This is a genomic window from Thermomicrobium sp., assembly GCF_053493975.1.
Genome location: NZ_JBRBZA010000031.1, coordinates 54,148 through 76,788, shown reverse-complemented (window position 1 = coordinate 76,788; position 22,641 = coordinate 54,148). Strand labels below are relative to the sequence as shown.

The 22,641-nt window shown below is 66.6% G+C and carries 16 protein-coding genes; 8 read left to right on the top strand and 8 right to left on the bottom strand.

The genetic code is table 11. The annotated features are described in order from the left end of the window. Nucleotides 1-10 precede the first annotated feature (10 nt). Complete coding sequence (locus tag ACWIVK_RS06015; RefSeq protein ID WP_448575668.1) at nt 11-706, bottom strand: hypothetical protein; 696 nt, start codon at nt 704-706, stop codon at nt 11-13. Between the two features lie 260 nt (nt 707-966). Further along, nucleotides 967-1,716 (bottom strand): hypothetical protein, encoded by a 750-nt coding sequence (locus ACWIVK_RS06010; RefSeq protein WP_448575667.1) that lies wholly within the window; start codon nt 1,714-1,716, stop codon nt 967-969. Between the two features lie 1,548 nt (nt 1,717-3,264). Here ACWIVK_RS06010 and ACWIVK_RS06005 point away from each other — a divergent pair. Continuing rightward, complete coding sequence (locus ACWIVK_RS06005) at nt 3,265-4,143, top strand: LLM class F420-dependent oxidoreductase (RefSeq protein WP_448575666.1); 879 nt, start codon at nt 3,265-3,267, stop codon at nt 4,141-4,143. Nucleotides 4,144-4,422: 279 nt separating this feature from the next. Here the strand turns inward: ACWIVK_RS06005 and ACWIVK_RS06000 are convergent, their stop codons facing one another. Continuing rightward, nucleotides 4,423-5,922 (bottom strand): aldehyde dehydrogenase family protein, encoded by a 1,500-nt coding sequence (locus ACWIVK_RS06000; RefSeq protein WP_448575665.1) that lies wholly within the window; start codon nt 5,920-5,922, stop codon nt 4,423-4,425. 132 nt (nt 5,923-6,054) lie between these two features. Between ACWIVK_RS06000 and ACWIVK_RS05995 the strand changes: the two genes are divergently transcribed. Together ACWIVK_RS05995 and ACWIVK_RS05990 are read left to right on the top strand one after the other, a co-directional pair. Then, complete coding sequence (locus tag ACWIVK_RS05995; protein ID WP_448575664.1) at nt 6,055-6,546, top strand: SH3 domain-containing protein; 492 nt, start codon at nt 6,055-6,057, stop codon at nt 6,544-6,546. Nucleotides 6,547-6,711: 165 nt separating this feature from the next. Then, nucleotides 6,712-7,743, top strand: coding sequence for a prephenate dehydrogenase (locus ACWIVK_RS05990; RefSeq protein ID WP_448575663.1), 1,032 nt, complete (start codon nt 6,712-6,714; stop codon nt 7,741-7,743). On the opposite strand, the gene ACWIVK_RS05985 is transcribed toward ACWIVK_RS05990, so the two are convergent. After that, complete coding sequence (locus ACWIVK_RS05985) at nt 7,740-8,222, bottom strand: hypothetical protein (protein WP_448575662.1); 483 nt, start codon at nt 8,220-8,222, stop codon at nt 7,740-7,742. The genes ACWIVK_RS05990 and ACWIVK_RS05985 overlap by 4 nt on opposite strands. Nucleotides 8,223-8,372: 150 nt before the next feature. On the opposite strand from ACWIVK_RS05985, the gene ACWIVK_RS05980 reads away from it, so the two are divergent. The 4 genes from ACWIVK_RS05980 (at nt 8,373) to ACWIVK_RS05965 (ending at nt 11,582) form a co-directional block, all read left to right on the top strand. Next, nucleotides 8,373-9,404: a ThiF family adenylyltransferase gene (locus ACWIVK_RS05980; RefSeq protein ID WP_448575661.1), complete on the top strand. Its 1,032-nt coding sequence runs from the start codon at nt 8,373-8,375 to the stop codon at nt 9,402-9,404. Nucleotides 9,405-9,409: 5 nt separating this feature from the next. Next, nucleotides 9,410-10,576, top strand: coding sequence for an aminotransferase class V-fold PLP-dependent enzyme (locus ACWIVK_RS05975; RefSeq protein WP_448575660.1), 1,167 nt, complete (start codon nt 9,410-9,412; stop codon nt 10,574-10,576). An 11-nt stretch (nt 10,577-10,587) separates the two neighbouring features. After that, on the top strand, nt 10,588-11,019 hold the full coding sequence (locus ACWIVK_RS05970; protein WP_448575659.1) for a hypothetical protein: 432 nt from the start codon (nt 10,588-10,590) through the stop codon (nt 11,017-11,019). Between the two features lie 89 nt (nt 11,020-11,108). Further along, a complete protein-coding gene (locus ACWIVK_RS05965; RefSeq protein WP_015922510.1) occupies nt 11,109-11,582 on the top strand; it encodes an NUDIX hydrolase in 474 nt (157 codons plus the stop codon). Here ACWIVK_RS05965 and mreB read toward each other — a convergent pair. From mreB to lon, 3 genes are all read right to left on the bottom strand, one after another. Continuing rightward, nucleotides 11,579-12,583, bottom strand: a complete 1,005-nt coding sequence (gene mreB, locus ACWIVK_RS05960) for a rod shape-determining protein MreB (RefSeq protein ID WP_448575675.1) — start codon at nt 12,581-12,583, stop codon at nt 11,579-11,581. The two genes, ACWIVK_RS05965 and mreB, sit on opposite strands and share 4 nt — an antisense overlap. A 184-nt stretch (nt 12,584-12,767) precedes the next feature. Then, nucleotides 12,768-14,546, bottom strand: coding sequence for a M28 family peptidase (locus tag ACWIVK_RS05955; protein WP_448575658.1), 1,779 nt, complete (start codon nt 14,544-14,546; stop codon nt 12,768-12,770). Nucleotides 14,547-14,658: 112 nt separating this feature from the next. Beyond that, nucleotides 14,659-16,977 (bottom strand): endopeptidase La, encoded by a 2,319-nt coding sequence (gene lon / locus ACWIVK_RS05950; protein ID WP_448575657.1) that lies wholly within the window; start codon nt 16,975-16,977, stop codon nt 14,659-14,661. 532 nt (nt 16,978-17,509) lie between these two features. Between lon and ACWIVK_RS05945 the strand changes: the two genes are divergently transcribed. Then, complete coding sequence (locus ACWIVK_RS05945) at nt 17,510-19,084, top strand: acyl-CoA mutase large subunit family protein (protein ID WP_448575656.1); 1,575 nt, start codon at nt 17,510-17,512, stop codon at nt 19,082-19,084. A 25-nt stretch (nt 19,085-19,109) separates the two neighbouring features. Here the strand turns inward: ACWIVK_RS05945 and ACWIVK_RS05940 are convergent, their stop codons facing one another. After that, on the bottom strand, nt 19,110-22,136 hold the full coding sequence (locus ACWIVK_RS05940; protein WP_448575655.1) for a sensor domain-containing protein: 3,027 nt from the start codon (nt 22,134-22,136) through the stop codon (nt 19,110-19,112). Nucleotides 22,137-22,641: the final 505 nt, after the last annotated feature.

Sequence of the window (22,641 nt, the reverse complement as noted above, 5' to 3'; positions counted from 1 at the left end):
CTAGCTTGTCTCAGCGTTCGGCTGGTGGCCGGATCTCGAACGCCTCACCGAAGCCCCAGTAGCGGAGCTGCAGGACCGATCCGTCCGGGTATTCGGTGCGCAGCTGTCGCGGCAGTTGGTCGTCCTGGCCCAGCCAGAGGGTGATCCGGTTGGTGGCTTGGCCAGTCGGTGTCACCGTGATCGACCAGCGCTCGCAGGGAACACCGTCGAGCGTCTCCGGGGCGAGTTCTTCCATCGTGATGGTCGCGCCACCAGCGCTCGCATCGCGCGCCTCGGCCAGCGAGGAGGGATCATAGAGCTGCGCCAGGTCGAGCGGCCCGCGGATCTGGCCGAGTTGCCAGCGGTCACCCTGCCTGATCCAGCCAGCATCGCCGATGACGATCCATTCGAGGGTCGGCTGGCCGGTCGCCGGATCGAGCTGAAAAGCGTGCAACCGGTCGGGGAGGACGACGGCGAGCTGCACCCGTTGTTGCACGTTTCCCGACTGGTCGAAGACAGTGATCTCGGCGCGGAAGCGCTCGACTGCTTCCCACGCGCTGGTCCAGGCGGCGAGCCGCGCGCGGTCGGCACCCTGGACGGCCGGTGGCCCGACTGGGACCGGAGTCGGCGTCGGGGGAAGGGGCGTGGGGGTGGGGCGAACGGGGCCAGCGCAGCCGGTGACTGCCAGGGCGAGGAGCAGGGTGGTCAGGAGAGCCAGGCGGCGCATCGGCGTGATCCTTTCCGTCGGTGGCCTGTCTCGCATGCTCCAGTGTCGGCGATGGGTACCGCATCGTCAAGTGACACGACGCACCGGTTCCGGTCTCGGGCGACGACGGTTCGCGCGGTCGGGCAGCGCCCGACGAGGCACAGCGCCTTTCTCACCAGGGCGCGACCACTGGTGTCCGGTCGGAGGAGGTGCCGTGTCAGCGGTCGTCCCCTGGCTCGGCACTGCGCTCTGTCCCGCGACGGATTCCTCGTGTCGATGGCTCAACCGGGTGGCTGGATGTCGAACTCCTCATCGTAGCTGTAACGCTGCAGCTGGGTGAGTCCATCCGGTTGGACGTAGGCGATCTGCCGCGGGAGGCGATCCGTCTCGGCGATCCAGACGGTGTACTGGAGCGTGACTCCGAGCGGCAGCTCGCTGACGATCGACCAGCGCTCGCACGGGATACCGTCGATCGTCTCGGAGGCAAGCTGCTCCAACGAGTGGGTCGCACCGGTGGCGCCGCTGCGTTCCTCGAGCAGGGTCGTGGGATCCCAAGCTTGACCGAAGTCGAAAGCGTCCTGGCTGTCGAACGGTTCCCACCGGTCGCTGCCGGCGAGCTTGACCCAGGTCTTCGTGCCGATGACGATCGTCTGCGTGCGCGGCTGGCGTGTCTCCAGATCCAGGTTAGTCAAGTGGTACCGGTCGGGGCGGACGACGCGCATGATCGATCGGTTGTAGACCACACCGGCTCCGTCCTTGGTCTCGATGTCGACGCGGAACCGTTGGACAGTCGCCCAGGCAGTGGACCAGGCGAGAAGTTTTTCGTCGATGGCGTCGCGCGGTGCGGCCGGAGAGGGCTGGATGGCCGCCCCGGGGGACGGTGCCGGGGCTGGTCGTGCTGGCGACGAGAGCGAGGGGGACGGAGTCGCCACCGATGCGGGCGAGGCTGGAGCGGCGGTCGGCGCGGCTGCTCGTCCACAGGCGAGCATGACCGCGAGCGCGAGGAGTGCGAGCGGTGCGAGGCGAGCCATGCGATCTGTCCTTTCGCCGAAAGCCGGACAAGATGATTGAGCATAGCAGAAGAGCAGAAGGACGTTCGGCACGGCGAGTCATCTGCGTTGGGACTCGATGCGTGCGGTAGTGAGCCGATTCTCCGCTCATCGGTCTGATCCTCGCGTTCGCTGGCCCGCCAGCCACGGCACCGGCCGCTCGCCTTGCCGTGCCGCACCTGCATCCCTCGGGTAGGGGTCAGGCGGTGCCTGACCCACCGGCCCGGAAGGGCCGGGAATGCTGCGCCGATGGTCGTCGGTCTCGCGTATCGAATGGCCGCTTCCCAGATCACACAGGCATGATTTCCCACAACGGCGCCGTGTGACCGTCTGCCGTGGAACTGCCGCGCCGATGGCGCGGCGGGCGACGCAGCGCGTCGCCCCTACAGGGTCAGGCGGCGCGTCCGCGATACGGCGCATGGCTGCGCGGATGGGCGGCACCTGATCCCCGTTTTGGAGGGGCAGGCAGCGCCTGGCCTGCCGGCTTGGAAGGGCCGGCACGCCACCGCGTCGCCCGTCGTCCGGTGTGCCGTTCCGATTGTCGCCTGCCGGTGTGTCCCGTCGGATGCCCGCGCCAGCCGGCCCGGACGGGCGACGCACCGCGTCGCCCCTACACGGTGGGGCGCTGCATCCCTGGTGAGGCACCATCGCACCACGGTCGGATGGCGGGTGACCCCCGTTTTGTAGGGGTCAGGCGTTGGCTGTCCCGCCGGCCCGGAGGGCCGGCCAATCCCTGGAGGGGCGATGGGCACGGTGCGGGTGGGATCGTCGACGCGTTGCCTGGATGCCGTGGCATTTGCCACGCCAGAGACGCGCGGGCGAGGCAGCCTCGGCCCGACACAGGTCGGGAGGTTCTTCCCGGTGCGGCGCATGGCTGCGCGGATAGGCGGCAAATGATCCCTGTTTTGTAGGGGTCAGGCGGTGCCTGACCCGCCGGCCCGGTAGGGCCGGCAAATCACTGCGTCACCCGTGATCCGGCGTGCCGCACCAAATCCCCGCACGCCCGCATCCCCTGAACGATGTTGCCGCGCCCCTGGCGCGGCGGGCGACGCAGCGCGTCGCCCCTCCATGGCGGGACGACCCATCCCCGATCGGGCATTGGTGTCGGGCGGTGGGGCACCGACCCCGTGTTGTAGGGGTCAGGCGGTGTCTGACCCGCCGGCCCGGAGGGGCGGCACGCGCTACCGTCGCCGGTTCCGCACCGTGGGCCTGGGATCGCCACGGTCCGTTCTGCCACGATGCGTCCCGACGCACCCCGACCGTACGTCCGCGGTGCGGTCCCCGGCACGGTCAGGTCGATCGGTACGATGTGGCCGGTGCCGCTCCGGTCGGCACAGGTTTGCGGCCGCGGTCGAGCGGACTGCGGCAGGAGGCAGCGCAGGATGACGCGCCCCAGATCGCCGCGGACGCCGTTTGGCCGTGTGCCCGTGCAGCCGGCGAACGCCCCTGACGGAAAGCGATCCTTCCGGTACAGTCGAGCTGCGGACGACACGGCGCGAGCGTCCGAGCGCGATCGGAAAGGGGCTGGTCATGCGGATCGGCGTGGTCTTCCCGCAGACCGAAATCGGCAGCGATCCGGCCGTGATCCGTGCGTATGCCGAAACCGTCGAGGAGCTCGGGTACACGCATCTCTTGACCTACGAGCATGTCGTCGGAGTGGATCTCGCCCACTATCCCGGTTGGCGCGGTCCGTACCATGCGGGCCACCAGTTCCACGAGCCGTTCGTCCTGTTCGGGTATCTCGCGGCAGTGACGCGGCGCCTCGAGTTGGTCACCGGCGTCGTCATCTTGCCGCAACGCCAGACCGTACTGGTCGCCAAGCAGGCGGCAGAAGTGGACGTGCTCTCCGGCGGGCGCCTGCGGCTCGGTGTGGGAGTCGGCTGGAACGAGGCGGAGTACATCGCGCTCGGCATGGACTTCCACACGCGTGGCCGGCGGGAGGAGGAGCAGATCACCGTGCTGCGGTTGCTCTGGACGCAGCCGATCGTCAGCTTCGAGGGACGCTGGCATCGGCTGCCGGCTGTCGGCCTGAACCCGCTGCCAGTCCAGCGGCCGATTCCGATCTGGCTGGGTGGGATGTCCGAGGCGGCCCGCCGGCGGGCGGCGCGCCTGGCCGATGGCTGGATGCCGCAATGGCGTCCTACCGCCGAACTCCGCACGATGGTCGAGGAGCTGCGTGAATGGGTCGTGGCCGCCGGCCGCGATCCCGCTCGCTTTGGGATCGAAGGGCGTCTGACGCTCGCGCAGGTGCCGCGGGCCGAGTGGCTGGCCGATATCGAGGCCTGGCGCCGTCTCGGGGCGACGCACCTCTGCATCAACACGATGGGGCTCGGGTTACCCTCTCCGCAGGCGCACCTGGATCTTTTGCGCGAACTCGCCCAAACGCTGGGACTGACGCCTGCTCGATAGCCGGTCGAGCGATCCGGTGTCCTGGTATGGCGGGCGGCGGTCGGTTTGGCCGGCGAGTGCGCGATGGAAACTGACCACGGTGCCGCCTACCGCGTCCACCGATCAGACTGGCCAGTGGGCGCTGCTCCGGTCACTGACGCGTCGCCCTTCTCGTGCACCGGCACTGCTCGCCAATGACCGTGTCGGTCGCTTGGCGTCTCGGGTCGCCTGTGTCCCGTGAGGAAAGCAGCGCGCCGACTCGGTGGGGAGCCGGCGCGCGCTTGTCTCTCGGAGCGGTGGTCAGTCGTCGGCGGTGAGCTGCTCGACGTCGATCTGGGCACGCTGCAGGCGACCGCTGTAGTCGATGAAGATCGACTGCCACTCGCTGAAGACGTCGAGCGCGGCTTGCCCAGCCTCGCGGTGCCCGTTCCCGGTCGCCTTGGTACCGCCGAACGGTAAATGGATTTCCGCCCCGATGGTACCGGCATTGACGTAGAAAATGCCGGTATGGACGTCCTCGATGGCACGGAATGCCTTGTCGATGTCGCGGGTGAAGATCGAGGCCGAGAGGCCGTAGCGCACTCCGTTGCAGACCGCGATCGCTTCCTCCAGGCTGCGCACCCGGATGAGCGCCGTGACTGGTCCGAAGATCTCTTCCTGGGCGATCCGCATCTCGGGGCGCACATCGACGAAGATGGTCGGCTGGTGGAAGTGGCCGCGTGCCAGTTCCCCATCGCGCGCGATCTGCCCACCGGTCAGGATCTGCGCACCTTCCGCGACGCCGATCTGGACGTACCGGTGGACGCGCTCCAGCTGGCTCTCGCTCACGACGGGGCCGACGTCGGTCGTGGGGTCGAGGCCGTTGCCCAGCTTGAGCCGGCTCACCCGCGCGTCGAGTTGATCGGCGAGTTCGCGGAAGACCGCCTCGTGCACGATGACGCGGCTGGCTGCTGTGCAGCGCTGGCCGGAGGTCCCGAAGGCGCTCCAGACGATTCCGTCCAGGGCGAGCCGGAGGTTCGCGTCGTCCATCACGATGATGGCGTTCTTCCCACCCATTTCCAGGGACACGCGCTTGCCCAGTCGCGCGCACTCGACGGCGACCTGCTGGCCGACCTCGTTGGACCCGGTGAAGGAGATGAGCGCGACGTCCGGGTGCTGGACGAGCGCAGTTCCCACCGTCTCGCCGGTTCCGAGGACGAGGTTGAGCACCCCGGGCGGCAGACCGGCTTCCTCGAAGATCTGGACGAGTCGGACAGCCGAGCGCGCCGTGTAGCTGGCGGGCTTGAAGACGACGGTGTTCCCGCAGATCAGTGCCGGCATGATCTTCCATGCCGGAATGGCGATCGGGAAATTCCACGGCGTGATCAGCCCGACCACGCCGATCGGTCGCCGCTGCGTCATGTTCCACTTGTGGGGAAGCTCGGAAGGAGTCGTCTGGCCCCAGAGGCGGCGACCCTCACCCGCCATGTAGAAGGTCATGTCGATCGCTTCCTGGACATCGCCGCGGGCCTCGGTGAGGACCTTGCCCATCTCCTCGGTCATCTCGCGCGCCAGTTGCTCCTTACGCTCGATGAGGAGTTGTCCGACGCGGAAGAGGATCTCGCCGCGCTTGGGCGCGGGCAGCTTGCGCCAGCGATCGAAGGCTGCCTTGGCTGCTTCCACCGCTGCGGCGACGTCTTCCGGACCGCTCTTAGCGTAGGTGCCGATGAGTTCGCCCGTCGCGGGGTTGCGGCGCTCGTACGTGGCGCCGCTCTTCGCCTCGACCCACTTGCCATCGATATAGTTCTTGAAGTCCGCCACGGTCGGCTCCTTTCTCGTGGTCCCGGGATCGCCTCGAGTTCGGCACGAGTCTACCGCAGCCTGCGTTATACTGCGCAGCGCGGCCAGCGTACGCTGGCGGTACGTGGTGGGGGATCGGTCCGGAGCGAGACAGTGATCGATCGAGAGCTCTCTGCCCGCCTGCGTCATCGTTCGCGCCAGTCCGGTATTTGGCTGGGCCTCGCGATGGGACTGGCGATCTTCATCGCGCTGGCGGGCTTCGTGTGGATCTACGCCCGGCTCGCCCCTGTCTTCAGCGACTTCGTCTCGCGTCTTCCCGCGGCCACGCCGACTGTGACCGTCACCCCAGCTGTGACTCCGGCTGCGCTCGCCCCGCGTCCCAGTCCGACTCCAGTGGTCTCACCAGTGGTGACACCCACGCCGGCTTGGCAGGCGACGCATCGTGTCGCTCAGGGGTCGCAGGTCAACTTCCGGGCTGGGCCGGGAACGCAGTACCAGGTCGTCGCTGTCTTGGAACCGGGTACCGAGCTCCGCTTTCTCGGCGAGCAAGAGCAGGTCGGTAACGCGACCTGGCTGCACCTCGAGCTCCCCGATGGACGCGACGGTTGGATCCGTACCGTCGATCTCGAGCTGGTTCGGCGTTGATATGATAGGATCGAACGGCGTGGACACGGCGATCGGGCGGCCAGCAGCCGATCCCCGCTCCCGATCGTAGCGCCTTACGGGTCGGCGCGTGTCTGGACGGGTGGGGACGCGTATGGGTCGCTCCCGGTGCGGTGGGGGCTGCCGGAGCAGCATAGAGGAGTCGTCATGCAGCAAGTCACCATCGTCGGACTGGGACTCATCGGGGCCTCGATCGGGCTCGGGCTCAAGCGGTGGGCGGCTGCCCAGGCCCGCGGTGCGCCGCTGACGATCGTCGGCTACGACATCGAACTCCTGCACCAGAACGAGGCCAAGCGCATCAAAGCGGTCGATCGGACCACCTGGACGCTGCCGGAGGCCCTGGCCGGCGCTGATCTCATCGTCGTGGCCACACCACCGAGTGCGGTGCCGGAGGTCTTTTCGGCGATCGCCGAACACGCGCCCGACGGCGCAGTCGTGACCGATACCTGCAGCACGAAGGCGGCTGTCCTGCGCTGGGCAGCCGAGCGCTTGCCGTCACGCCTGCACTTCGTGGGCGGTCACCCGATGGCTGGCAAGACGCAGAGCATCGAAGGCGCCGATGCCGATCTTTTCCGGGGAGCGATCTGGGTGGTCACGCCGTCCCTCACCGCCAGCCGCGAGGCGATCGAGACGGTGCTGGGGTTGGTGGCTGCGCTCGGTGCCGAGCCGCGTTTTCTCGATGCCGAAGAGCACGATGCCTACGTGGCGGCGATCAGCCACCTACCGTTCCTGCTTTCCGTTGCCCTCATGCGAGTCACCAGCCGCGATGTCGCCTGGCGGGAGATGCGTCAGCTCACGGCGGGAGGGTTCCGCGACACGACGCGCTTGGCTGCTGGCAGCCCCCGCATGTACCGCGATATCTGTGCGACCAATGCACCAGCGATAACTCGCTGGCTCGATGCGGCGATCGCCGAGTTGGAACGCCTGCGCGCGCTGATCGCCGCTGGCTCGGAGGACGCGCTGCGCGAGCTCGAGGCCGCCTTCGAGCAGGCGCGCGATGCTCGCGCCGAGTGGGCGACGCAGGAGCGACGTCCCGGTGAGCTCCTGCAGGCTACCGCTGGGGAACTCTCCCAACTCTCGGTCGGCCAGCACCTGCAGCAGCTGTTCTTGGGTGGACTCTTGACGCGCCGCCGCTCGCTCCCGGAGCGCGAGCGGCAAAAGCCGGAGCGCGATCGCTAGGGCAGGATCCGCCAGTCGTCCGGTAGGCGATACGTGTAGAGCAAACGTGTCGGCTCGCCGCCGCGCCGGATCCGTCCGCGATCCTGCCGCAGCAGTTCGCCGTATCGGTTGACGAGCTGAACGATTCGGCGAGCTTCCAAGTTGTAGAGCACGAGGCCGACACCGACCGGTTGGAGACTCAGCGAGCGGGTCAGCTCGTCGATGACGCGGAACGGGGGAAGCCGGTCCGGGCTGAGGAGCTGGACCACTGTGTGGAAGGCTGTGGCGTTCTCGGCGCTGTTGTGCTCATCGAACACTGCCAATCCGGCCCGAACACCTTCGACGAAATCGGCGTCGAAGGGGGCCGTATAGTCGAGGAGTTCGGTCAAGGTCACCGGATTGTGGCTACAGGCAGCCGCCAGCATCTTGATCGCGTGACCAGGACCGAGGAAACTCGCGACGCCGTCGCGAGCGACGACAGTCAGGCGAACGGTATTCACGGGCGTACTCTCTCCTCATCGGACGATCGCCTCGCCCCAGGAGAGCGAGCCGGGCCAGCGTCCCTCGGACGCGCAGGAGCCGTGGCCAGCCCGCTTGGGACGAGCCGGTTGGCAACTGTACCATATGTATCGAGTAGGCGGGAACACGCGATGACCAGCGAGGAGCCAGCGGAGCGCCATCACCGCCAAATCCTTCTCCCCGTCATCGGACGAGTTGGCCAAACCCGTATCCGAGCGGGACGCGTCTGTGTCCTCGGGTTGGGGGCACTCGGCAGCCACGCGACCATGCTGCTCGCCCGAGCGGGTGTCGGCTTCCTCCGGCTGGTCGATCGCGACGTCGTCGAGTGGACGAACCTGCAGCGTCAGGCGCTCTACGAGGAAGAGGATGTGCGGACGGCGCTCCCGAAGGCGGTCGCGGCCGCGCGGGCTGTGCAGCGGATCGATCGGGCGATCGCGGTGGAGCCGGTTGTCCTCGACGTCGATGCGACATCCATCACCGGGCTGATTGCCGACGTCGATGTCGTGGTCGATGGAAGCGACAACTTCGAGCTGCGCTACCTCCTGAACGATGCGGCGCTGGAACTGGGGAAACCCTGGGTCTACGGTGGCGCGATCGGGACACATGGTTCCACGATGACGATCGTTCCCGACGAGACGGCCTGCCTTCGCTGCCTGTTCCCCGATCCACCAGCACCAGGCAGCGTTCCCACCTGTGACACCGTCGGTGTGCTCGGCCCCGCTGCCGCGCTAGTCGGTGCCCTGCAAGCGAGCGAGACGCTCAAGCTCCTGGTCGGCGACCGGTCCGCTCGCAACCCTGGCCTGTTGTCCATCGATCTCTGGAACATGGAGATCGCGCACATCGCCGTGGAGCGCCGGCCGGATTGCCCAGCTTGTGGTCGAGGCGAACGCGCTTTTCTCCGCCAGCAGATGGCGAATCGCATCGTTTCTCTGTGTGGGCGCGATGCCGTCCAGGTTGTCGTGCGACCCGCCATCTCGCTCGATCTCGCAGCGCTCGCTGAGCGCCTGTCGGTACTCGGGCCGCTCCAGCATAACCCGTACCTGATACGATTCATGGTGGAGGGTTATGAGTTGACGGTCTTCCCGGACGGGCGAGCCATCGTGCGTGGAACGACCGATCCTGCGGTCGCCCGCGCGCTCTACGCGCGGTACATCGGGATGTGACGGGGATGATGTGTTATTTGGACAACGCGACGACCAGCTGGCCAAAACCGGATGTCGTGCGCGAAACGCTCGCTAGCTTCCTGGCGACGGCGAGCGGTGTTCCCGCCCGGACGGGGCACCGGCTGGCGCGGGCGAGCTGGGAAGCGGTCGAGCAGGCCCGGCAGCGAGTAGCGGCGTTCCTCGGTGTGGCTGATCCGCGGCGGGTCGTCTTCACGGCCAGCGGTACCGATGCGCTCAATCTCGCACTCAAAGGGTTGCTGGGCCCAGGTGACCACGTTGTGACGACGGCGCTCGAGCACGATGCGGTTGGGAGACCCTTGCGTGCACTCGAAGTGTTCGGTGTCACGACCACGCGCGTGCCGGTCGGGGCCGAAGGGACTGTCGATCCAGAGGACGTGCGCCGCGCGTTGCGCCCCAATACGCGTCTCGTCGTCGTCTGCCACGCTTCCAACGTGACGGGTGCGATCCAGCCAGTCAGCGAGATCGTCGAGCTCGCGCATGCTCGCGGGGCTTATGTCCTGGTCGATGCAGCCCAGACTGCGGGAGTCATTCCGCTGGCTCTCGATGCCCTGGGTGCCGATTTGGTCGCTCTCAGCGGGCACAAGTGGCTGCTCGGTCCTCCGGGAACCGGAGCGCTGGTCTTCGGCCCGCGCATCGACCCGTCCGAGGTCGTTCCGCTGCGCGATGGGGCGATAGGAAGCGAGTCGCCGGACGACGCAGTGCGACGCAGCCTCCCGGAGCGGTACGAGACGGGGACACTCGATACGATCGGACTGGCTGCCCTCGGGGCGGCCGTGGACTGGCTGGCACGGACCGGCCTAGCCGGTACGGGGGAGCGCGCTCGCGTGCTCACCGAGCGACTCGTCACTGGCCTGGCCGCGATACCGGGTGTACGGCTGTTCACGCCGGCTCGAGCCGCTTCCCGCGTCGCTCTCGTCTCGTTTCAGGTGGAGGGATGGCGACCGCTCGACCTGGCGCATGCGCTGGAGCGGGAGTTCGCCATTCTGGCCGGGGCAGGGCTCCATGGCGCTCGCGAAGCCTGCCGATCCATCGGCGCATATCCCTGTGGAACCGTCCGCCTTTCGCCTGGATGGTCGACGTCCGAGGAAGAGATCGATCGAGCCATCGCGGCTGTGGCAACGCTCGCGCGCGCACCACAGTGCAAGGACTGAGGAGGCCGACCATGCCGCAGGAACGCCGCTCGTCCCGCTTGGAACAGCAGATTCTCGAGATTTTGGAGAAAGCGGAGCGCGAGCCGTGGTGGCGACGTGCGCTGCGCCCGTTGCGACGACCACGCTTCCCACGACCGCGTCGTCGGTTTCCCGGGGCACGCTTTTCGTTACCGGAAAATACGGCGCTGTTGGCAGCTGCGTTCCTGCTCGCCCTACTCGCTGTGCTGGTCAGCGACTGGTCACGGACCCTGGCGATGCTCCTCGCCATCGCCAGCCTGCTCTCCTTCTTCACGCCCGTCGTACGCCAGTTCGTCCGCGGGAACTCCTGGACACCCCCGACGGCGCGACGCTGGCGCGGTCGCGACATCGACCTGCCCCCACCGGGCCGGGGACTCATCGGCTGGCTCCGCTACCAATGGTGGCGTCGTCGACATCGCTGGTGAGCCCTCGCTCCGGGTGACGTGCTATCCTCGCTGTATGCGTCGGGGGACGACCGGCTCGTGCCGGGCCAGTGCGAGGGATATGGGGAACGATGCCGCGGATCGTGGCTGATCTCGTCGATGTCTATGTCTTCCGTCGCCTTCCGCAGCGTCCCGCCCACGAGGTCCAGTTTCTCCTGTTGCGTCGCCGCGAAGATGCGCCGCTCGGTGGGACATGGCACGCTGTCCATGGGCGGATCTTGCCCAACGAGCGCGCGCTCGACGCAGCAGCGCGCGAACTCTTGGAGCAGACCGGGCTCGTGCCACAGAAACTCTACTCGGCGGACTACATCGCCCAATTCTACGATCATGCGAGCGACGCGATCGTCCTCGCCCCTGCCTTCGCTGCCCTGGTCGAGCCGCGAGCAGCTGTCCGGTTGTCGCAAGCCCATGACGACTACGCGTGGTGTGATCTCGACGAGGCAGTCGCTCGCTTGCTCTGGACCAGTCAACGCTGGGCTGTCCGGCACATCCATGCCGTGATCGCCTGCGGGGGAGAGGAAGCGGAGTACTACGCCCTCACCTAGACCTCTTCCAAGCTATCGCGGATGACGTCGAAGTACTCCAATGCGAGCCCGGTGCCGATCGCGACACAGCTGAGGGGATCGTCGGCGACGAAGCAGGGGACACCGGTCACCTCGGTCAGCAAGCGGTCCAAGTTGCGCAGCAATGCACCACCACCGGTCAAGACCATTCCCTTGTCGATGATGTCGGAGGCGAGTTCGGGCGGCGTTTCCTCGAGGACAGCACGGACGGTGGTGAGGATGGCTTCCAGCGGCTCGGCGATCGCCTCGACCACTTCGTTCGCGTGCACCTGGATGGTCCGGGGTAGGCCGGTGACTTCGTCGCGCCCCCGGACATCCATGACCATGTCGTCTTCCACCGGCAGCGCCGAGCCGATGGCGATCTTGATCTCCTCGGCCGTGCGTTCGCCGATCCGCAGGTTGTGTTTTTTCTTGATGTAGGAGGCGATCGCGTCGTCGAGATGGTTCCCGCCGATGCGTACCGATTTGGCGACCACGATCCCGTTCAGGGAGATGACGGCGACTTCCGTCGTTCCCCCACCGATATCGATCACCATGTTGCCGCTCGGATCGGCGATCGGGATACGTGCACCGATGGCGGCTGCGAGCGGCTCGGCGATCAAGTAGGCCCGGCGCGCGCCAGCATTCAAGGCAGCGTCGCGCACGGCGCGCCGTTCCACGCTGGTCACGCCGGCCGGAACGGAGATCATCACTTCTGGGCGGATGAGGGAGAAACGACCTACTGCCTTGTTGATGAAGTAGCGGAGCATCTCCTGCGTGATCTCGTAGTCCGCGATCACGCCGTTGCGCATCGGTCGGATCACCTCGATCGTGTCGCGCGGCTCACGCCCGAGCATGTTCCGGGCCTCGATGCCGACTGCTTTGACGCGCCCATCTTTGGCAGAAATCGCGACGACCGATGGCTCGTTGATCACGATACCGCGCCCGCGGACGTAGACGAGGACGTTCGCGGTCCCGAGGTCGATCCCGAGCTGCTTGGCCACTGTTCCCGCACCCCCCACCCTGTCGCGTCGCTCGACCGCTGTGACCGGCAACCGGCGCGAAGTGCCCGCCATCGTGGGCAATTCTAGCATCAGCGGCGATGATGTGTTCTGTCACGCTGGCGGCGCGCATCTCCGACAGCGCGGCCGTTCTGGCCTGGTGTTCCTGGCCGCCCTCGGCGATCGCTCAAGAGAGGAGTTCGGCCAGCCGGCGTTGTGCCTGCCGGAGCGACCAGACCACCTGATTCTGCCCGCGCAGGAGATGCGTGCGGATACGATGCCAGCGGTCGCTTTCCGGTTGCACGTGAGCGAACTCGAGCGCTGCTGCCACTTCCGGCACCGGCGGGATCGGTTGTGCCGGGTCGTGTCGGAAGCGTCCGCGGCGCACGTAGTTGATCGGGACGAGGTGACGGGCCATCGAGCGCTGGGCTGCATTGACGCGCCGCACTTCCGGATCGTCGGCTGGTCGGTCGAGGAGTGTCGCGCTGTACTCGTAGAACCGGTCGAGTGTCGTGAGCAGGTTCCCCGCAGCTTGCAGCGCTGGACGCAGGTCGAACGCCTCACCGGCTATTTCTTGGTACTGGCGGAGCGCTTCCTCGATCTCCCGCACCGTCGCGCGGAAGTCGAACGGGTGCACGGGCGCATTCAGTAGGCGCAGCGTCACGGTGGCGTAGACGCCGAGGTCACGCAACAAGACGTCAGGGTCGGCGACGTCCAGCGTGTCGTCCTCGGTATGCCAAACGATGTTGCCACCGCAGCCCCCTACGGGGTAGAAGCCTTTGGCCCGTCTGACTTCCTCCGGAATGGTCGACGAGAGCATGAGACAGCCGGTGATCCCGAGGTTCGTGAACGAGTAATCACCAGCTCGCGGTGGGCGAGCGGTCGTCGCTTCGAGCCCCGTCACGTCGCGGATCGCTGTGCGGACAAGGGCGGCAGCTTCTGCCATCACTGCGACCGCTCGATACTCGGTGGCCCAGCGGCATCCGGGCGAATCACAGTTGACGTGTGCCACGCAATTGGGGACTAAGTCTTGCGCGTAAGTATCGGCGTACCAGGTCGAGCCAGCATAGCGCCCGTGGGAATGACCCGACCACCACGCGATGCGCAGCGTGCGGGCGAGCGAGTCGCGATGCTGCCAGAACACGCGGGCTAGTTCCAGGAGCGTCGCGTCGCCGGTCGCGTTGTCGCCGACCCCCACATGCCACGAGTCGAGATGACCGTGCAAGAGGACGAACTCGTCAGCCGCCTGGTTTCCTGGGATCTCGGCGACCAGTATCGGGATCGGTCGCCATGCAGTCTCCACCGTCGTGGCGAGGGCGACGGTCACCGGACCGCGTGTGGCCAACGCGCGCAGATACTCGCCGTCCGGCCGAGCGATGGTCACGATCGGGACTGCCGGTACCGTGCTCTCGGCATCCAGGTCGGGGGATCCCCACGAGGTCGTCGCGATGCCTTCGTGGATCGCTTCGCCTGGATGGACGAAGATAACCGCCAGCGCACCAGTGCTCGCCCAACGAACGGCCTGTGCCGCGAAGCCGAATCCATCGGTCAGCACGATCTTGCCGCGGAGATCGGGAACCTGCGCCGGAACCTGCCCAGCGAAGATCTGCTCGAGCCCCGCCACTTCTTCCGACGAGACGACGACAAGGTCGCCGATGACTTCCGCTCCATCGGTCGAGGGGGAGAAGGCGAGTGTCTTGGCGCGGATCGCTCGCGCTTCCGGTGAGACGACGCGCAGCGTCGCATAGACTGGCCAAGAAATGAGACAGGTCGGCCAGAAGACTCGATACGGTACTCCCCAGCGTTCCAGTCGCTCGACGAGATAGTCGAGTGCCTCACGTTCCTCCGGGCTACCGGAGAGCCGGACGAGCTGGGCGAATTGCTCGATCGCTGCCCACGGTTCATGGAGCGAGATCGCGGAGAGCACTCGCTGTTCCACACTGGGGTCGCGCCAAGCGGTATGCATGCGTGAGTCCTCCTACCGTAAAGCCCACGAACGGGCATGATCGTCGCGGCAATCCTAGCGAAGCCGGTAGCCGGGCGGCGAGATACCGATCGTCGGCGGCCCTCCCGCTCGGTTAGGCGTCGTGACGGTGGGGCAAGAGCGCCAGTTCCAGGGCCTGCTCGATCGTTTCCACCCAGTGCAACGTCAGTCGACGAGCGAGACTGGCGGGGAGCCGACTCGTCTCGACCGTGTTCGCTGCTGGTGCCACGAGTTCGCGCAGTCCTGCCCGCTGGGCAGCGAGTGCTTTCTGCCGCAAATCGCCGACCGGCAAGACACGCCCGCGCAGCGTGATCTCGCCGGTGAGTGCCAAATTGCAGCGTACCGGACGTGCGGTGAGTGCCGAAACGAGCGCGACGACCAGTGCCAGGCCAGCCGATGGCCCTTCCTTCGGGAGCGCTCCTTCCGGGAGATGGACGTGAATGTCCATCCGTTCCACGAAGTCCGCCGCGATCCCCAATCGAGCCGCGTGGGCGCGGACCCAACTCAGTGCTGCCCGGGCCGATTCTTGTAAAACCTCGCCAGCCTGGCCAGTGACCAGCAATTCTCCCCGCCCTGGCATGACCAGGACTTCCACCGGCACGAGCATCCCGCCCACGGGAGTGGCACCGAGCCCTATGGCCACTCCGACTTGTGGCTCGCTCGTGGCCGTCATCTCGCGATAGGGTGGTGGACCGAGCAAGCGGCGCACGGTGGCCGGGGTGACACGACGTCGCGACGGCATCCTGACGACACCACCGCGTTCCACGACTTCTCGCGCCATCTTGCGGCAGAGCGCTGCCAGTTGCCGTTCGAGTTCGCGCACGCCCGCTTCGCGGGTATACCCGGTGATCAGCTCTTGCCAGGCCGAGTCCGTCAGCTCGACGGCTGTCTCCGGTAATCCGTGGGCTGCGAGCTGGCGCGGTAGAAGGTAGCGCTTGCCGATCTCCCGCTTTTCTTCCTCGCTGTACCCTTCCAGCACGATCGCTTCGAGACGATCGCGCAGGGGCCGTGGGAGCGGCGCCAGCGAGTTCGCGGTAGCGATGAAGAGGACACCGGAGAGATCGACCGGCACGTCCAGATAGTGATCGACGAACTGTCTGTTCTGTTCCGGATCGAGTACCTCGAGCAGCGCAGCGGCCGGATCACCGCGATAGTCGGTTGCCAGCTTGTCGAGTTCGTCGAGCAAAATGACCGGGTTGCGTGTGCCCGCTCGCCGGAGTGCTTCCACGATGCGCCCTGGATAGGCACCGAGGTAGGTCCGGCGGTGACCGCGGATCTCCGCTTCGTCTCGTACCCCACCCAGACTCACCGTCACGAAGCGCCGTCCCAAGGCTTCGGCGATCGAGCGGACGAGGCTGGTCTTGCCCACTCCAGGCGGCCCGACGAAACACAGCACAGTGCTGCGGCTCACTCGACCATTGGTCAGCGCGCGCACCGCCAGTTCCTCGAGGAGGCGCTCTTTGACTCGTTCCAGGCCGTAATGGTCGCGCTCGAGGATCGCCCGTGCTCGGGCGAGATCGACGGTTTCCGGTGTCTCGGTCTGCCACGGGACGCTCAGCACCGTCTCGATGTAGGTCCGCGTGACTGTCGCCTCGGCAGAGGCTGGACTCATGCGGGACAAGCGCTCGATCTCTTGCTCGACTCGCTCCACGACCGCTGGGGGAGCGCCACACGCTGCCAAGCGCTGGCGCAAGCGCTCCGCTTCCTCGCGTGCTTCGCTCGTCTCGTCTGCGACGATGACCGGCTCCGCCGACAGGCGGGCCCCAGCAGGTGACACCGGCGGCGGGCTCGGAGCGGATACTCGTGCCAGTTCCCGTTCGATCAGCGCGGCGAGGTGCTCGAGACGTTCGTGTGGCTCGACGAGTTCCAGCAGGCGCTGGCGATAGCTGACGTCGCGGACGAGTTGTCCAGCGAGGAGGTCCGCCAGCCGGTCGGGATCTTCCGTGGCGTCGAGGACTCGGAGAGTCTCCGCATCCGGTATGCCGACAGCACGATGCAACTCGCCCGCGAGCGCGCGTACCCGCTGCGCCATGGTGTGGGTCTGTGGAGTGACGAGCGGGAACAGCAACTCGATACGGGCTTGGGGTGCCGGGCTCGTCACGTCCAGCGCAAGGACCCGGACTCGCCGGAGGCCCTCGACACGCACTTGCCAGCGCTGGTCAGGCTGGGGAACGACCTCGGCGATACGCGCCAGCGTTCCGACCTGTGGCGTGAGCATGTTCGGTGCGCGGCCGTCCGCGTACACGACGACCGCGAGCGCTGCTTCCTGTCGCCGCGCGAAGTCGACCGCCCTTTGTCCCTCTGGACTGGCTACCGCGATCGTCGCGGCATGACCAGGAAGCAGCACCACATTGCGCAGCACGAGGAGCGGATACCGCGATGCATAGAGATCGGCACGGCTGGAAGCGGCCATCCGTCTTTCCTCACCGTTTCCGAAGCAGCCTGCACACTGACCGGGCAGGCGTGCGGGGTGGCTTCCTGCCCTCGAACAGCGCCAGTGTGCCAGCGAGGAGACCAGTGGGCAAGAGGGGAAGTCCCTTCGCTCTGGAGTGACTCGTGAGGCTGCTGCGCGTGGCTCGCCTGGCTCGCGCGTGCGCTCCATTGGACGAGTGGCGTGGCTTCGGCGCAGGGTAGGCTACTCGCGTCTCTCGCGTCGGCGGTGACCGATTCGCCCGTGCATCGGCGGGAAGATTCCCGGCACCCAATCGTCTCGCTGCGACCTGGGACGCAAGACAGTGCGCGACGTTCGTCATGGCGACCGAAAGCAGGTATCCCTGAAGGGCAGGAGAGCAAAGTTCCCCAAACCGCCGTTGACGGCGATTGCATGATCCGTATCGTGTAGAGTTGGACAGTCGCCGATTCGGGGCGGCAGGTCGGGATCACCCGTCCCCATCGGTGTGGCGAGGACTCGAACACGCCCGCGAGCAGCTGCGAGGAGGTCGGAAATGGCGACGACCGAGATCCGCCGCGTGGTGACCGATTCCGGGATCGAGATTGCGCCGGTCTATCGCGAAGCCGGTCGTCGGCCCGAGCCGGATCCCGGTGAATACCCCTACACGCGGGGAATCCACCCCACGATGTACCGCGGCAAGAAGTGGACGATCCGGCAGTATGCTGGATACGGCTCGGCAGAAGAGACGAATCGCCGTTTCCGGCTGCTCCTCGAGCGAGGACAAACTGGGCTGAGCGTCGCCTTCGATCTCCCGACCCAGCTCGGTTACGACTCCGATCATCCGCTGGCGCGCCCGGAGGTGGGGCGAGTCGGGGTGGCGATCTCGACACTCGATGACATGCGTCGGCTGTTCGCTGGGATCGATCTCGGTGCGGTCACGACCTCGATGACGATCAATGCACCGGCGGCGATCCTCTTACTCATGTACCAGATCGTTGCCGAGGAGCAGGGGGTGGATCCGAAGCAGCTGCGCGGCACCATTCAGAACGACATCCTCAAAGAGTATGCGGCGCGCGGTACCTACATCTTCCCACCGCGTCCGTCGATGCGCTTGGTCGTCGATACGTTCGCGTACTGTAAGGAACATCTCCCCAACTGGAACACCATCTCGATCAGCGGCTACCATATCCGCGAGGCTGGGGCGACCGCTGTCCAGGAGGTCGCGTTTACGCTGGCTAACGCGATCGCCTATGTCCGGGCAGCGATCGATGCTGGGCTCGCGGTGGACGAGTTCGCGCCGCGCCTCAGTTTCTTCTTCGGTGCGCACAACAACTTTTTCGAGGAGATCGCCAAGTTCCGAGCTGCGCGCCGGATGTGGGCCACCATCATGCGGGAGCGGTTCGGCGCTCGGAACCCACGATCCTGGATGTTGCGGTTCCACACGCAGACCTGTGGCTGCACGCTCACCGCGCAACAGCCATTGAACAACATCGTACGCGTCGCCTACCAAGCTCTGGCTGCCGTCCTCGGGGGGACTCAGAGTTTGCACACCAACTCCTACGACGAGGCGCTGGGGTTGCCCACCGAGGAATCGGCGACGATCGCCTTGCGCACGCAGCAGATCCTGGCCGAAGAGACCGGTGTGGCCGATACGGCTGATCCGTTGGGCGGCTCCTATTTCGTCGAGGCTTTGACCGACGAGGTGGAGCGGCGCGCGTGGGAGCTCATCGACGCGATCGAGGAGCTCGGCGGGGCAGTCGCGGCGATCGAGCGAGGCTGGATCCAAGCGCAGATCGCCGAGAGCGCCTACGCATGGGAACAAGCCGTCGAGCGTGGAGAGCGCATCGTCGTCGGCGTCAACCGCTATCGAGATGCGACACCGGTGCACGTACCTGTGCATCGGTTGGATGATGCAGCAGTCGAGCGACAGATCGCGCGTGTCCTGGAGTACCGGGCGCGGCAGGACAGCGAGCGAGTCGCCCGAGCGCTCGACCGGGTGGAAGAGGCTGCCCGAGGAACGGAGAACATGCTCCCTGTCCTGCGCGAGGCGCTCCTGGCAGGGGCGACGCTCGGTCAGGTCTGCGGACGCCTACGGCAGGTGTGGGGAGAATACCGGCCCCGCTTCTGAGTGCCCGCACAACCGGGTGGAGCGCTCACTCGTCCAGATGGGGGCGATCGGTGCAGCTACGGTGCAAGAGGTCGTGGATCGCATTCGGCGGAGCAGGGCGACCGATGAAGAATCCCTGTGCGTACTGACAACCGAGCTCGCGCAGGACAGCCAGTTGACGCGCCGATTCGATCCCTTCCGCCGTGACGCTCAAATTCAGAGCGCCAGCCAACTCCAGAATCGAGCGGACGACAGCGGTGCTCGCTGGATCATGATCGATATCGGCCACCAGCGTGCGATCGATCTTGAGCCCGCTCACCGGTAGCTGCTTGAGATAGCCGAGCGACGAGTACCCCGCACCGAAGTCGTCGATCAACACCGCGATCCCGAGCGCTCGCAAGCGCTCCAGTCGCTCGCGCGAGACGGCAGGATCGAGCATCGCTGACTCGGTCAGCTCGAGCGTCAGCCGTCGCGGCTCCAGGCCGGTCACCTGCAGGATGTCTTCGACGAGCTGCGGTACGTCCAAGTGCAGGAAGTCGGTGGGGCTCAGGTTGACGCTGATCGAGAGTTCTGGCGCCAGGCCGGCCCGAGACCAGGCCCAAAGTTGACGGCAGGCCTGCAGGAGCATCCACTGGGTCAGCTGGCTGATCAATCCGGTCGTCTCGGCCAAGGGGACGAAGACGGCGGGAGAGATGGGACCACGATCGGGATGGTGCCAGCGAACGAGTGCTTCCAAACTGGTCAAGCGACCGTTGGAAACCGCGATGACCGGCTGATAATGGATCCGGAGTTCCCCTTGTTCCAGTGCGCGCCGCAGGTCGCGCTCGAGGAACTGTCGCTCGACGCTCGCCTGATAGAGCACTGGATCGAAAACGGACAAACGCTCCTGACCGGCACGCTTGCCGACTTGGAAGGCGATTTCCGCCCGACGGAGCGCGGTGGTCGCGTCGATTCCTTCTTCCACGCAAGCCAGCCCACCGCGCATGCGGGCGTAGACTTCGTCACGGCCCACCTCGTACCAGCCGCTGAGCTCATGCAAGAGTTCCTCGGCGAGTCGGACGAGCCTCGTCCGGTCGGGCGCGGTCAGTGCGACCGCGAACCGGTCGGCTTCCAGGCGAGCAGCGGCCAGTGCTCCGGTTACGCGGCGGATCCGCTCGGCGACCGCGCGGAGGATCGCATCACCAGCTTCCCAGCTCAGCGCATCGTTCAATGCCGAAAAACGCTCGAGATCACAGCAGAGGATGCCGATCGTTTCTTCGGTGGTCGTGTGGAGGAGTGCTTCGAGTGCCTCGAGAAATCCGAAGCGGCTCAGCAGTCCGGTCAGCTGGTCGCGCGTTGCCCGCTCGCGGAGCAGCTGCTCGGCTCGCTTGCGCTCGGTGACATCGCGGGCGGATAGCACGATGCCCGCGATGTGCCGGTCGCTGCGGAGATCGACACCCGAGAGTTCGACCGTGCGCGTCGGCTGGTGCGCCAACTGGACTTCGATGCGGTCCGCTCGCTCGGGTCGAAGCCCGTCGAGTGCCCAGTTGGTGACTCGCTCGGGGGTGGTCGTCAGGTCCGCGAGCGAGCGACCGACCAGCTGGTCCGGCGCCAGCCCGAGGACGGTCCGGGCCGCGGGCGAGGCGAAGCGAACGATACCATTGGCGTCGAGGACGAGCAGGGCGTCTGGCGCAGCGAGAACCGTCGCACGGAGCCAAGCGTGATGCTGGGCCTCCGCTCGTTCTGCCCGCCGCTGCTGGATCGACGTCGCGTAGAGTTGGCTCACGAGCGTGAAGAGATCCAGTTCCTCCTCACCCCACAGCCGCTCGTCGCGTTGCTGAGCAGCGAGGAGACAGCCGATCAGGCGTCCAGCTGCCAGGAGCGGAACCGCGAGGAGCGATCGCAGGCCGAAGTGTGTGCAGAACCTCCGCACATCGTCGGCCTCCGTGTCGAGCGCCTCGAGACGCGGTACGACGACCAGTTCGCCGCGCTCGAGCTGCGACCGGAGCGAGGGAAGGCTCGGCATCGCTTGCCGACCTAGACACCGTACCGATGACTCGATGCCGGGAGCCTGCCACCGGCTCAGGAGCACGATGTCCGTTCCTTCGCACTCCAAAAGCACCAGATGATCGATCGCGAGAAACGATCCGAGCTCGGCTAAGGTCGCGGCTACGACGTCCTCGAGCTCGTCGCTGCTCGCCGTCACCAGGCGACTGGCGATTCCGAGCAGGAGGTTGTGAAAAGCGAGCTCCCGCTGCAGACGGGCTTCGAGGCGCTTCTGACTGGTCACGTCGGTCAGGAGCCCATGCCGAGCCCAGGGGTGTCCCAGACGGTCGCGGATGAGGACCGCCTCGTCGCGGAGCCAGATTGTTCGACCATCGCCGGTGCGGAACCGGTACACCAGGCGCAAGGCTTCACCGGCACGATCGATTCGCTCTCGCTCGGCGAGCGCCCACGCGCGATCGTCCGGTGCCACGAACCGCTCGTACCAGGTCGCCCGATCGACCTGGAGTTCGTGCGCAGGCCAACCGAGGAGTCGCTCGGCCGCCGGACTCACGTAGATCTTGCGGTGAGGTGGATGGGCCTCTTCGAGGTAGACCACAGCTGGGAGGTTTTCCACTAGTGTCTGATAGCGGTGCACGAGCGTCTCGAATTCCGGGGAATGATGGACGAGGTCGCTCAGGTCGTGGAGCGTCGACCAGAGGAGGATGCGCTCGCCGACGCGTACCGGTCCAGTGATCACTTCGACCGAGCGAACGCGCCCATCCGCAAAGCGGTGGGGAAAAATGAAACGCGTGCGGGGGCGTTGGGTGGCCTCGGTGAGTCGGGCTCGGATCTCGGCAGGCGGGAGCGTGTCGATGCGATCGATGGTGAAAGAGCGCAGGACATCGCGAGTCCACCCGTAGAAGCGCACGGCGGCATCGTTGGCGTCGACGATGCGCCCGTCCTCCGGGTCGATCAGCAGCTGCGGCTCGCTACTGTTCCAGAGCGCCGCGACGGGTTCCGGAATGCCCGAGCTGCCCCCGGGAGTTCGGTGTGTGGCGAGCATCGGGCCGGACCCTTTCTCCGACCCCTGTTCGATGTCCTCGTTCACCGTGTCCTCCAGGTGCCAGGCGAGGCGGTGCTCAGTCTTCTCTTTTCGGCAGTGAGCCGTTCGGGCTGAAGGGTGATCGCTGGGGCTCGCTCGTCACGAGCAGCAGTACCCGAGCGCCAGTGCACGCGACGCTCCAATGGCAGCGGGCTCGTGCTCGAGTGCGTGGGCAGAGTGAGCAACTGGGGAAGCTTGACAGAGGCGCGAACGATGTGCTAGTCTTGCTATGCACGGCCCTGACGGGTGAGTGCGCGGCCGGCGCAACGGTCGGCGAAAGCCGACCGGCCCTGGCTCTCACCGAGCCGCCATTGGCGGTCGCGGGGCCCGGTGATGAACCGGCACCGCGGGCCAATGAGAGTATCGAGGGTGCGCTGGTCGCGAGGCTGCCGGTCAGGGTCGTGTCTTCTCCTGTTGTCCTCATGTCCCTTGTCTTTTGTGCACTGTGCACAAGGGTTCTCCGCTATCCTGAGCAGAACGCCGAAGGTGGCGTGCTCCTGCTGTCCTATGC